We start from the raw sequence: 14,197 nt of genomic DNA on the forward strand, positions 1-14,197 counted from the left end.
ACTCTCTCAATTATTTAAATACAATATTTTATTTTATAATTCTTGACTTTCTTTAAAATTAATTATATTTAATTTATTATTAAAAGCACTTTATATAAAAAAATTCTCAATATATAAATATTATTAGAACTTTTTATTCTATATCTATATATTAAGAATTTATACTAATTATTAATTTTTATTTTATGTAAATGTAATAAATTCCTTACCAAAATTACCATCAAGTATCTGATCTAAGTCAATATAAAAGTTTAAATATCCAAAATTTCAATGAAATGAATTATTCTCGAAACGAGAGCTATCCCCTGATGGATTATAATAAGAAATATAAATACCTTTTTGTTCATCATAATTTTTAAAATATTTTGAAGTAATTAAATATTGATGTGACCCATGAGAGTATCTTTGAGAAAAAGAAAACATTGTATCTGATGATAAATTTGCTAAATCAAACATTGATTCTCTATAACTTTCCAAATTTGTTAATTCGTTAGTTAAAGATAATTGATAACTCATAAATTCTGAACCACCAACACTAGCTTGATTAAATTTTATTTTTTTAGTAAAATCAGATCTTTTTAAAGCCATTAATATATCATCTTTTGAATTAGCTTCTGGTACATATCCATAATCATAATCAACACCAAAAGTTTCATGAAAAGCCTTAATAGTTTTTACAGAAAACTCAGACATATCATCTAAAGCTTTATCTTCACTTTCATTTAAATCAATCATATAATTTACAACAATTTTAAAATCTGGTAACTCATGAATATACGCATTACTTCCCAAATTAATTGATAATCCCTTTAAATTAATATAACCCATAGCAACTGAGCTTTTATATTCATTACTATTTTTATACTCATCAAAATTTCCCTTTAAAGTTTTTAAAAAATCTTCTTTTAATAAATTAAAATCCTTATTTCAAATATCTTTATTTTTTTTCACAAAATATTGATTTCTCAAAGCTTGCTTTGCATTAGTAGTTTCTGGATTATTTCTAAAAATAGTTTTCAACATTACTTGACCATTTAAATTTGAATAATCATATTTAATTGATTCTTCATTATTAGCAATTTTATATTTATTAGCGCTAGCTAATAAAGACGTTTGATTCAACTCTTCTGTTTTAAAAATTGATTCTTCACTAAAGGCAAGTGGTAAAGCTTCTAACTCAGCAAAGTATTTATTTTTTATAAATGAAATTATTGATTTTTCAAAGCCATTATTTTTTCTATCTATATCATAATAATTAGCTAGTTCTTTATCAATTTTTCCATATCCATCTGATGGTTTTTTAGAACCCATAATATCTTTTCACTTTAAATTAGTTTGTTTAATATCATCTTGTTCTTTTGAAGAAAAATAATCATTTGCAATATTTCTATAAAAAAGATCCGTTGCATTTTTTAAAGCAACATTATCTGTTGATGTATATTTAAGAGTATCATCAATATTTAAAGTTTCAATCTCTTTTTTGCCTTTATACTGTATTTCAATAGTATAATCTAAAGTCACATTACCTAAATACATTTGCTGACTATTATTAGAATTAATTTTTAATGTACTTCAATCAAAAACTATTCCCTTATATAAACTATTAACATCATTTAAAATAAGTTTATATTCACTAATAAACTTTAATTCATTTAAACTCTTTTCAAGATTTTCAATATCTAAAACTCTTACAATATCTAAGTTTAATTGATTTAATCGGTATTCGCCTATCTCTTCAGAACTTTTCCCCTGATATTGTTCAATTGTTGTTTTATTCAAAAATTGATTATCAATTTCTGTAGCTGGTAAATTTATTAAATTTTGATAAACATTTTTTTCCAAATGTTCAGCAAAAATATTATTAACGTCTTTTTCAAATTTTTTTATCAATTCAGCTGTTATTATTTCATCTTTTCCAGGATCTGTTTCGCCACAAGCTACTACAGTAGCACTTGATGATGCAACAAGAGTAACTGCTCCTAATAAACTTAATAGTCTTTTCATATTTCTGTCCTTTTCTTAATACCCTTAGAACAATTTAAGCCTATACATATTATAAAAAAAAAAAAAAAAAGCAACATTTAAGAGCAAATGAATGTAAAATAATATGTTAATAAACTTATAAAAGTAATAAGTAAGCTCAAAAATGTAATATTTAAAGAGAATTTTATAAATGAAATTTGCTATTTGACTTTAAACTTCTTCCAATTTCATTATTAATTTAGAGATATAAACTCTCTCAATTATTTAAATACAATATTTTATTTTATAATTCTTGACTTTCTTTAAAATTAATTATATTTAATTTATTATTAAAAGCACTTTATATAAAAAAATTCTTAATATATAAATATTATTAGAACTTTTTATTCTATATCTATATATTAAGAATTTATACTAATTATTAATTTTTATTTTATGTAAATGTAATAAATTCCTTACCAAAATTACCATCAAGTATCTGATCTAAGTCAATATGAAAGTTTAAATATCCAAAACTTCAATGAAATGAATTATTCTCAAAACGAGAGCTACCAACTGATGTATTATAATAAGAAATATAAATACCTTTTCGCTCATCATAATTTTTAAATCATTTTGAAATAAATAAATATTGAAATGAATTAGAGTACCTTTGAGAAAAAGAAAACATTGTATCTGATGATAAATTTGCTAAATCAAACATTGATTCTCTATAACTTTCCAAATTTGTTAATTCGTTAGTTAAAGATAATTGATAACTCATAAATTCTGAACCACCAGCACCAGCTTGATTAAAATTTATTTTTTTAGTAAAATCAGATCTTTTTAAGGCCATTAATATATCATCTTTTGAATTAGCTTCTGGTACATATCCATAATCATAATCAACACCAAAAGTTTCATGAAAAGCCTTAATAGTTTTTACAGAAAACTCAGACATATCATCTAAAGCTTTATCTTCATTTTCATTTAAATCAATCATATAATTTACAGCAATTTTAAAATCTGGTAACTCATGAATATACGCATTACTTCCCAAATTAATTGATAATCCCCTTAAATTAATATAACCCATAGCAACTGAACTTTTATATTCACTACTATTTTTATACTCATCAAAATTTCCATTTAAAGTTTTTAAAAAATCTTCTTTTAATAAATTAAAATCCTTATTTCAAATATCTTTATTTCTTTTCACAAAATATTGATTTCTCAAAGCTTGTTTTGGATTAGTAGTTTCGGGATTATTTCTAAAAATAGTTTTCATCATTACTTGACCATTTAAATTTGAATAATCATATTTAATTGCTTCTTTATTATCAGCACTTTTAATTTTATTAATGCTAGTTAATAACGATGTTTGATTCAACTCCGCACCTTTAAAAATTGATCCACCTTCGAATACAAGGGGTAAAGCTTCTAACCCTGCGAAATATTCACTTTTTATAAATGAAATTATTGATTTTTCAAAGCCGTTAGTTTTTCTATCTTTATTATAATAATATACTAGTTCTTTATCAATTTTTCCATATCCATCTGATTCTTTTTTAGAACCCATAATATCTTTTCACTTTAAATTAGTTTGTTTAATATCATCTTGTGCCTTTGAAGCTAAGTAATCACTTGCAATATTTCTATAAAAAAGATTAGTTGCAGTTTTTAAAGCTCCATTATCTGTTGATGTATATTTAAGAGTATCACCAATATTTAATGTTTCAACTTCTTTTTTGCCTTTATATTGTATTTGAATTTTATAGTCTAAAACCACATTACCTAAATACATTTGTTGACTATTATTAGAATTAATTTTTAATGTACTTCATTCAAAAACTATTCCCTTATATAAACTATTAACATCACTTAAAATAATATTATATTCATTAATTGACTTTAATTCATTTAAACTCTTCTCAAGATTTTCAATATCTAAAACTTTTATGATATCTAAGCTTAATTGATTTAATCGATATTCGCCTATCTCTTGAGCACTTTTTCCCTGATATTGTTCAATTGTTGTTTTATTCAAAAATTGATTATCAATTTCTGTAACTGGTAAATTTATTAAATTCTGATAAACATTTTTTTCCAAATGTTCAGCAAAAATATTAGTAACTTCTTTTTCAAATTTTTTTATCAGCTCACCTGTTATTATTTCATCTTTTCCAGGATCTGTTTCCCCACAAGCTACTACAGTAGCACTTGATGAGGCTACAAGAGTAACTGCTCCTAATAAACTTAATAGTTTTTTCATCTTTTTATCCTTTTCTTAATACTTGTAGAACAGTTTAAGTCTATTACTATTATACAACTAAAAAATAATTTATTATCAATATTCAAAAGTTAATTAGTGTATAATAATAATTTAATTCACTTATAAAAGTACTATGTAAACTCAAAAGTGCAATTTTTATAGAGAATTTTATAAATAAAATTTTTATTTGATTTTAAACTTCTTCTAATTTTATTTTATTACTTATTGATTTCATTAAAATTAATTATATTTAATTTATTATTAAAAACAATTAATATAAAAAAATTCTCAATACATAGATAATATTAGAACTTTTTATTCTATATCTATATATTAAGAATTTTATATTAATCATTAATTTTTATTTTATGAAAATACAATTAAATCTTTCTTCAAACCCATTGTAGTCGGTCCTAATGCACTATAAAATAAATTATTTAAATTGATATAAAAATTCAAATATCCAAAACTTCAATAAATTGTACTAGTTTGATAAGCTACACCTGGTGACATTGGAAAAATATTATTCCTTGAAATTGAAATTCCTTTTTGTTCATCATAATGTTTAAAATAATTTGACCCTTCTAAAAAATTATACTCACCATTTAAATCAGTCCTTCTTTGAGAAAATTGAAACATTGTATCTGATGATAAATTTGCTAAATCAAACATTGATTCTCTATAACTTTCCAAATTTGTTAATTCGTTAGTTAAAGATAATTGATAACTCATGCTTTTTGAAGAACCATAAGTTTCAAAAGAATCAAACCTTAATTTGTTAGTAAATTCAGATCTTTTTAAGGCCATAAATATATCATCATCTGAATTAGCTTCTGGTACATATTCATAATCATAATCAACACCAAAAGTTTCATGAAAAGCTTTAATAGTTTTTACAGAAAACTCAGACATATCATCTAAAGTTTTATCTTCATTTTCACTTAAATCAATCATATAATTTACAGCAATTTTAAAATCTGGTAGTTCATGAACATACGCATTACTTCCCAAATTAATTGATAATCCCTTTAAATTAATATAACCCATTGCAATTGAACTTTTATATTCAGCACTATTTTTATAATCAACAAAATTTCCATTTAAAGTTTTTAAAAAATCTTCTTTTAATAAATTAAAATCCCTATCTCAAATATCTTTATTTTTTTTCTGGAAATATAGATTTCTCAAAGCTTGTTTTGGATTAGTAGTTTCGGGATTATTTCTAAAAATAGTTTTCATCATTACTTGACCATTTAAATCTGAATAATCATATTTAGTTGCCTCTTCATTAATACCACTTTTAACTTTATTAGTGCTAGTTAATAACGATGTTTCATTTAACTCTGCTCCTTTAAAAATTGATTCTTCTTCAAATACAATTGATAAAGAATCTAAAACATAAAAATATTTACTCTTTACAAATGAAATTATTGATTTTTCAAAACCGTTATTTTTTCTATCTAAATTATAATAATTAGCTAGTTCTCTATCAATTTTTCCATATCCATCTGATACTTTTTTAGAACCCATGATATCTTTTCATTTTAAATTAGTTTGTTTAACATCATCTTGTTTCTTTGAAGCGAAATAATCACTTGCAATATTTCTATAAAAAGTATCAGCTGAAGTTTTTAAAGCATCATTATCTGTTGATGTATATTTAAGAGTATCACCAATACTTAATGTTTCAATTTCTTTTTTTCCTTTATATTGTATTTCAATTTTATAGTCTAAAACCACATTACCCAAATACATTTCTTGACTATTATTAGAATTAATTTTTAATGTACTTCAATCAAAAACTATTCCCTTATATAAACTATTAACATCATTTAAAATAATTTTATATTCATTAATAGACTTTAATTTATTTAAGCTTTTTTCAAGATTTTCAATATCTAAAACTCTTATAATATCTGAACTTAATTGATTTAATTGATATTCACCTATCTGATCAAAACTTTTTCCTTGATATTTATTAATTGTTTCTTTATTTAAAAATTTATTATTAATTTCTGTAGCTGGTAAATTTATCAAATTTTGATAAACATTTTCTTCCAAATGCTCAGCAAAAATTTTATTAACTTCTTTTTCAAATTTTTTTATCAGGTCATTTGTTATTTTATTCTTTTCAGGTTTTGTGTCCCCACAAGCTACTACAGTAGCACTTGATGAGGCTACAAGAGTAATTGCTCCTAATAAACTTAATAGTTTTTTCATCTTTTTATCCCTTTCTTAATACTTGTAGAACAGTTTAAGTCTATTACTATTATACAACTAAAAAATAATTTATTATCAATATTCAAAAGTTAATTAGTGTATAATAATAAGTTAATCCACTTATAAAAGTACTATGTAAACTCAAAAGTGCAATTTTTATTTGATTTTAAACTTCTTCCAACTTCATTATTAATTTAAATACAATCTTTTATTAATTCTTGACTTTCATTAAAATTAATTATATTTAATTTATTATTAAAAACAATTGATATAAAAAAAATTCTCAATATATAGATAATATTAGAACTTTTTATTCTATATCTATATATTAAGAATTATATATTAATCATTAATTTTTATTTTATGAAAATACAATTAAATCTTTTTTCAAACTAGGCTGCATTGGTACACTATAAAATAAATTATTTAAATTGATATAAAAATTCAAATATCCAAAACTTCAATAAATTGTACTAGTTTGATAAACTACACCCGGTATCATTGGAAAAATATTATTCCTTGAAATTGAAATCCCTTTTTGTTCATCATAATGTTTAAAATAATTTGACTCTTCTAAAAAATTATACTCACCATTTCATTCAGTACTTCTTTGAGAAAATTGAAACATTGTATCTGATGATAAATTTGCTAAATCAAACATTGATTCTCTATAACTTTCCAAATTTGTTAATTCGTTAGTTAAAGATAATTGATAACTCAAGTTTTTTGAACAACCATAATTTTCAAAATAATCAAACTTTAATTTGTTAGTAAATTCAGAACTTTTTAATGCCATTAATATATCATCATCTGAATTAGCTTCTGGTACATATTCATAATCATAATTAACACCAAAAGTTTCATGAAAAGCTTTAATAGTTTTTACAGAAAACTCAGACATATCATCTAAAGTTTTATCTTCATTTTCACTTAAATCAATCATATAATTTACAGCAATTTTAAAATCTGGTAACTGATGAATATACGCATTACTTCCCAAATTAATTGATAATCCCTTTAAATTAATATAACCCATTGCAATTGAACTTTTATATTCAGCACTATTTTTATAGTCAACAAAATTTCCATTTAAATTTTTTAAAAAATCTTCTTTTAAAAAATTAAAATCCCTATTTCAAATATCTTTATTTTTTTTCACAAAATATTGATTTCTCAAAGCTTGTTTTGCATTAGAAGTTTCTGGATTATTTCTAAAAATAGTTTTCATCATTACTTGACCATTTAAATCTGAATAATCATATTTAGCTGCTTCTTCATTAATACCACTTTTAATTTTATTAGTGCTAGTTAATAAAGATGTTTCATTTAACTCTGCTCCTTTAAAAATTGATTCTTCTTCAAATACAATCGGTAAAGAATCTAAAACATAAAAATATTTACTCTTTACAAATGAAATTATTGATTTTTCAAAACCGTTATTTTTTCTATCTAAATCATAATAATTAGCTAGTTCTCTATCAATTTTTCCATATCCATCTGATACTTTTTTAGAACCCATGATATCTTTTCATTTTAAATTAGTTTGTTTAATATCATCTTGTACCTTTGAAGCTAAATAATCACTTGCAATATTTCTATAAAAAGTATCAGTTGAAGTTTTTAAAGCATCATTATCTGTTGATGTATATTTAAGAGTATCACCAATACTTAATGTTTCAACTTCTTTTTTTCCTTTATATTGTATTTCAATTTTATAGTCTAAAACCACATTACCTAAATACATTTGTTGACTATTATTAGAATTAATTTTTAATGTCTTTCAATCAAAAACAATTCCTTTATATAAGTTTTTAACATCACTTAAAATAATTTTATATTCATTAATAGCCTTTAATTCATTTAAACTTTTTTCAAGATTTTTAATATCCAAAACTCTTATAATATCTGAACTTAATTGATTTAATTGATATTCACCTATCTGATCAAAACTTTTTCCTTGATATTTATTAATTGTTTCTTTATTTAAAAATTGATTATTAATTTCTGTAGCTGGTAAATTTATCAAATTTTGATAAACATTTTTTTCCAAATGCTCGGCAAAAATTTTATTAATATCCTTTTCAAATTTTTTTATCAGGTCATTTATTATTTTATCCTTTTCAGGTTTTGTGTCCCCACAAGCTATCACAGTAGCGCTTGATGAGGCTACAAGAGTAACTGCTCCTAATAAACTTAATAGGTTTTTCATACTTTTTCCCCTTTATAATTCATTTGTCTTGAAATTTTTAAATTATAAATATTATAACTTAAAATTACTTTATTTTCAATATTTAACACTAAATAAGTGTATAATAATTTCTTAATGAAATTATAAAAGTACTATGTAAACTCAAAAGTGCAATTTTTATTTGATTTTAAACTTCTTCCAACTTCATTATTAATTTAAATACAATCTTTTATTAATTTTTGACTTTCATTAAAATTAATTATATTTAATTTATTATTAAAAGCACTATATAAAAAAATTCTCAACAGATAGATAATATTAGAATTTTTTTATTCTATATCTATATATTAAGAATTTTATATTAATCATTAATTTTTATTTTATGAAAATACAATAAAGTATTTTCAGTCACCAATTGCTAAATCTGAAGTAGCATTCATTATCCTATCTAAATTAAAATTAAAACTTAAATACCCAAAAGTTCAATAAAATGATTGGCAATCATCATCATTTGGTTGTGCGCCATCATTATGATGAAAAAGTTGAATCCCCTGTTCATCAGTACCTTTCCCTCATTTTGATTGTCCTAAGAAATGTTGTGCTACGTGCAACATAGAACTTTGTCTTTGAGAAAATGTAAAGAATGTATCTGATGGTAAATTTGCTAAATCAAACATTGATTCTCTATAACTTTCCAAATTTGTTACATCGTTAGTTAAAGATAATTGAGCACTCATTGCAGTTGAACTTGACCTAAAGCCCTGAAATTCTATTTTTTTAGTAAAATCAGATCTCTTTAATGCCATTAATATATCATCTTTTGAATTAGGTTCTGGTTTATAACCATAATCATAATCAACACCAAAAGTTTCATGGAAAGCTTTAATAGTTTTTACAGAAAACTCAGACATATCATCTAAAGATTTATCTTCATTTTCATTTAAATCAATCATATAATTTACAGCAATTTTAAAATCTGGTAACTGATGAATATAAGCATTACTTCCCAAATTAATTGATAATCCCTTTAAATTAATATAACCCATTGCAATTGAACTTTTATATTCATCACTACTTTTATAACTTTCAAAATTCCCCTTTAAAGTTTTTAAAAAATCCACTTTTAATAAATTAAAATCCTTATTTCAAATATCTCTATTTTTTTTCTGGAAATATAGATTTCTCAATGTTTGTTTTGCATTAGTAGTTTCTGGATTATTTCTAAAAATAGTTCTCAACATTACTTGATCATTTACATTTGAATAATGATATTTAATTGCATCTTCTCTTAAATAAGATTTCATTTTATTAGCGCTAGTTAATAAAGATGTTTGATTCAACTCCGCTCCTTTAAAAATTGATTCACCTTCAAATGCAAGGGGTAGAAATTCTAACTTAGTAAAATATTTGCTCTTTACAAATGAAATTATTGATTTTTCAAAGCCGTTAGTTTTTCTATCTAAATCATAATAATTAGCTAGTTCTTTATCAATTTTTCCATATCCATCTGATACTTTTTTAGAACCCATAATATCTTTTCATTTTAAATTAGTTTGTTTAATATCATCTTGAGCCTTTGAAGCTAAATAATCACTTGCAATATTTCTATAAAAAAGATCAGTTGCAGTTTTTAAAGTCGCATTATCTGTTGATGTATACTTAAGAGTATCACCAATATTTAATGTTTCAACTTCTTTTTTGCCTTTATATTGTATTTCAATTTTATAGTCTAAAACCACATTACCCAAATACATTTGTTGACTATTATTAGAATTAATTTTTAATGTACTTCAATCAAAAACTATTCCCTTATATAAACTATTAACATCATTTAAAATAATTTTATATTCATTAATAGACTTTAATTCATTTAAGCTTTTTTCAAGATTTTGAATATCTAAAACTCTTAAAATATCTGAATTTAATTGATTTAATCGATATTCACCTATCTCTTGAGCACTTTTTCCTTGATAATTATCAATTGTTTCTTTATTCAAAAATTGATTATTAATTTCTGTAGCTGGTAAATTTATTAAATTTTGATAAACATTTTTTTCCAAATGTTCAGCAAAAATATTATTAACTTCTTTTTCAAATTTTTTTAGCAGTTCACTTGTTATTTTATCTTCTCCAGGATCTGTTTCCTCACAAGCTACTACAGTAGCACTTGATGAGGCTACAAGAGTAACTGCTCCTAATAAACTTAATAGTTTTTTCATGCTTTTTTCCCCTTTATAATTCATTTGTCTTAAAAATTTTAAGACTATTAATATTATACCTTAAAATTGCTTTATTTTTGAGATTTAACACTAAATAAGTGTATAATTAATAGTTAATGAAATTATAAAAGTACTATGTAAACTCAAAAGTGCAATTTTTATAGAGAATTTTATAAATAAAATTTTTATTTGATTTTAAACTTCTTCTAATTTCATTATTAATTTAAATAAAATATTTTATTTTAAGTCAGAACACCAATATTTTATTTTATTAATTCTTGACTTTCATTAAAATTAATTATATTTAATTTATTATTAAAAGCACTATATAAAAAAATTCTCAACAGATAGATAATATTAGAATTTTTTTATTCTATATCTATATATTAAGAATTTTATATTAATCATTAATTTTTATTTTATGAAAATACAATAAAGTATTTTGAGCCAGCAAGTGGTAAATCTGAAGTAGCATTCATTATCCTATCTAAATTAAAATTAAAACTTAAATACCCAAAAGTTCAATAAATTGATTGGCAATCATCATCATTTGGTTGTGCGCCATCATTATGATGAAAAAGTTCAATCCCTTTCCCCTCTTCATTAGTACCTTTCCCTCATTTTGATTGTCCTAAGAAATGTTGTGCTACGTGCAACATAGAACTTTGTCTTTGAGAAAATGTAAAGAATGTATCTGATGGTAAATTTGCTAAATCAAACATTGATTCTCTATAACTTTCCAAATTTGTTAAATCGTTAGTTAAAGATAATTGAGAACTCATTTGATGTGAACTTGACCTAAAGCCCTGAAAATATATATTTTTAGTAAAATCAGATCTCTTTAATGCCATTAATATATCATCTTTTGAATTAGGTTCTGCTGTATAACCATAATCATAATCAACACCAAAAGTTTCATGGAAAGCTTTAATAGTTTTTACAGAAAACTCAGACATATCATCTAAAGCTTTATCTTCAGTTTCATTTAAATCAATCATATAATTTACAGCAATTTTAAAATCTGGTAACTGATGAATATATGCATTGCTTCCCAAATTAATTGATAATCCCTTTAAATCAATATAACCCATAGCAATTGAACTTTTATATTCATCACTACTTTTATAACTTTCAAAATTCCCCTTTAAAGTTTTTAAAAAATCCACTTTTAATAAATTAAAATCTTTATTTCAAACATCTTTATTTTTTTTCTGGAAATATAGATTTCTCAAAGTTTGTTTTGCATTAGTAGTTTCTGGATTATTTCTAAACATAGTTCTCAACATTACTTGATCATTTACATTTGAATAATGATATTTAATTCCATCTTCTCTTAAATAAGATTTCATTTTATTAGCGCTAGTTAATAAAGATGTTTGATTCAACTCCGCTCCTTTAAAAATTGATTCACCTTCAAATGCAATCGGTAAAGAATCTAAATCAGAAAAATATTGACTCTTTACAAATGAAATTATTGATTTTTCAAAGCCGTTAGTTTTTCTATCTAAATCATAATAATTAGCTAGTTCTTTATCAATTTTTCCATATCCATCTGATACTTTTTTAGAACCTCTGATATCTTTTCATTTTAAATTAGTTTGTTTAATATCATCTTGAGCCTTTGAACCTAAATAATCACTTGCAATATTTCTATAAAAAAGATCAGTTGCAGTTTTTAAAGAATCATTATCTGTTGATGTATATTTAAGAGTATCACCAATACTTAATGTTTCAATTTCTTTTTTTCCTTTATATTGTATTTCAATTTTATAGTCTAAAACCACATTACCTAAATACATTTGATGACTATTATTAGAATTAATTTTTAATGTATTTCAATCAAAAACTATTCCTTTATATAAGTTTTTAACATCACCTAAAATAATTTTATATTCATTAATAGCCTTTAATTCATTTAACCTTTTTTCAAGATTTTCAATATCTAAAATTTTTATAATATCTGAATTTAATTGATTTAATCGATATTCACCTATCTCTTCAAAACTTTTTCCTTGATATTTATTAATTGTTTCTTTATTCAAAAATTGATTATTAATTTCTGTAGCTGGTAAATTTATTAAATTTTGATAAACATTTTCTTCTAAATGTTGAGCAAAAATATTATTAATATCCTTTTCAAATTTTTTTATCAGGTCATTTGTTATTTTATCCTTTTGAGGATCTGTGTCCCCACAAGCTACTACAGTAGCGCTTGATGACGCAACAAGAGTAACAGCTCCTAATAAACTTAATAGTTTTTTCATGCTTTTTTTCCCCTTTATAATTCATTGGTCTTAAAATTTTAAGACTATAAGTATTATACCTTAAAATTACTTTATTTTCAATATTTAACACTAAATAAGTGTATAATATTATTTCATTAAGATTATAAAAAACTAACTTTGCATCAATTTTTTACTTTCCAAAGCTTTATGAATTGATTCCATATTTATTGGTAATTTAACTAAATTTTTTAAAGGCAAATTATTTTTTATTAAATATAAAAATAGAAAGTTAATTTGTTTAAAATTTTCAATTGCTACTACTAATGAGTTTTCATCTCTATCAAATTTAAATGCTTTAATCCCATATTCTGATAAAAAAAATCTAAAATTTTTATGATTAAATCTTTCATTGATGTATACTTTATATTTTGCATAAATATCTAATTCTTCAGCAGAACCATTAAAAACATTTTCTCCATTATCAATGATTATATAATCATCAATTATATCTGCAATTTCATCAATATTGTGAACAGTAATAATAACTGTTTTATTTTGCTTTTTATATTCAATCAATAAATTTTTTATTTTATTTCTTCAATATGAATCTAAATTTGCTCCTGGTTCATCCATAATAATAATTTCTGGATCTTTTATAAAACACAATATTAAATTCATACGATTTTTCATTCCTCATGAAAAACTTTTAATTGACTTATTTCTTGCTTCTCATAGATCAAAATATTTCATTCAATTTTCAATTTTCATTCTTACATTTTTTTTGTTTAAACCCATCATTATAGAAATATCTAATAAAAATTTATATGCTGAAACATTATAAAGAGAAAAATCCATTTGAGTATAATAACCTATTTTTTTATTTACTTTAAAATATTTTAAAGATTTTCGATTTATGCCCTCAACAAGTATTTTTCCATTAAAATTTTTAATCATTCCTAATAATGAGTTTAATATAACAGTTTTTCCACTTCCACTGCTTCCAAGTAGAGCAGTTATTCTTGCTTTCTTAATTGAACAATTTAAAGGTCCAATAAGTTTTTTCTTAAATTTTTTCAAATAATTATCAAATTGTATAATATCTTCCATAGAA

At 22.6% G+C, this 14,197-nt stretch carries 7 protein-coding genes; all 7 read right to left on the minus strand.

Annotated elements, in window-relative coordinates; all coding sequences use genetic code 4:
* Positions 1-183: 183 nt before the first annotated feature.
* On the minus strand, positions 184-2,004 hold the full coding sequence (locus SCANT_RS03285; RefSeq protein WP_053946303.1) for a lipoprotein: 1,821 nt from the start codon (positions 2,002-2,004) through the stop codon (positions 184-186).
* A 412-nt stretch (positions 2,005-2,416) separates the two neighbouring features.
* Positions 2,417-4,234, minus strand: coding sequence for a lipoprotein (locus tag SCANT_RS03290; RefSeq protein WP_053946304.1), 1,818 nt, complete (start codon positions 4,232-4,234; stop codon positions 2,417-2,419).
* Between the two features lie 366 nt (positions 4,235-4,600).
* Positions 4,601-6,454: a lipoprotein gene (locus SCANT_RS03295; protein WP_053946305.1), complete on the minus strand. Its 1,854-nt coding sequence runs from the start codon at positions 6,452-6,454 to the stop codon at positions 4,601-4,603.
* A 361-nt stretch (positions 6,455-6,815) separates the two neighbouring features.
* Positions 6,816-8,663 (minus strand): lipoprotein, encoded by a 1,848-nt coding sequence (locus SCANT_RS03300; protein ID WP_053946306.1) that lies wholly within the window; start codon positions 8,661-8,663, stop codon positions 6,816-6,818.
* 359 nt (positions 8,664-9,022) lie between these two features.
* A complete protein-coding gene (locus SCANT_RS03305) occupies positions 9,023-10,861 on the minus strand; it encodes a lipoprotein (protein WP_053946307.1) in 1,839 nt (612 codons plus the stop codon).
* 419 nt (positions 10,862-11,280) lie between these two features.
* Positions 11,281-13,125 carry a lipoprotein gene (locus tag SCANT_RS03310; RefSeq protein ID WP_053946308.1) on the minus strand — a complete coding sequence of 615 codons (1,845 nt, stop codon included), beginning with the start codon at positions 13,123-13,125 and terminating at the stop codon, positions 11,281-11,283.
* Positions 13,126-13,257: 132 nt separating this feature from the next.
* The gene (locus SCANT_RS05275; RefSeq protein WP_083434217.1) at positions 13,258-14,193 is read right to left on the minus strand and encodes an ATP-binding cassette domain-containing protein; all 936 of its coding nucleotides are present in this window, start codon (positions 14,191-14,193) and stop codon (positions 13,258-13,260) included.
* Positions 14,194-14,197: the final 4 nt, after the last annotated feature.

This window comes from Spiroplasma cantharicola, from assembly GCF_001281045.1.
Taxonomy (GTDB): Bacteria; Bacillota_I; Bacilli_A; order Mycoplasmatales; family Mycoplasmataceae; genus Spiroplasma_A; species Spiroplasma_A cantharicola.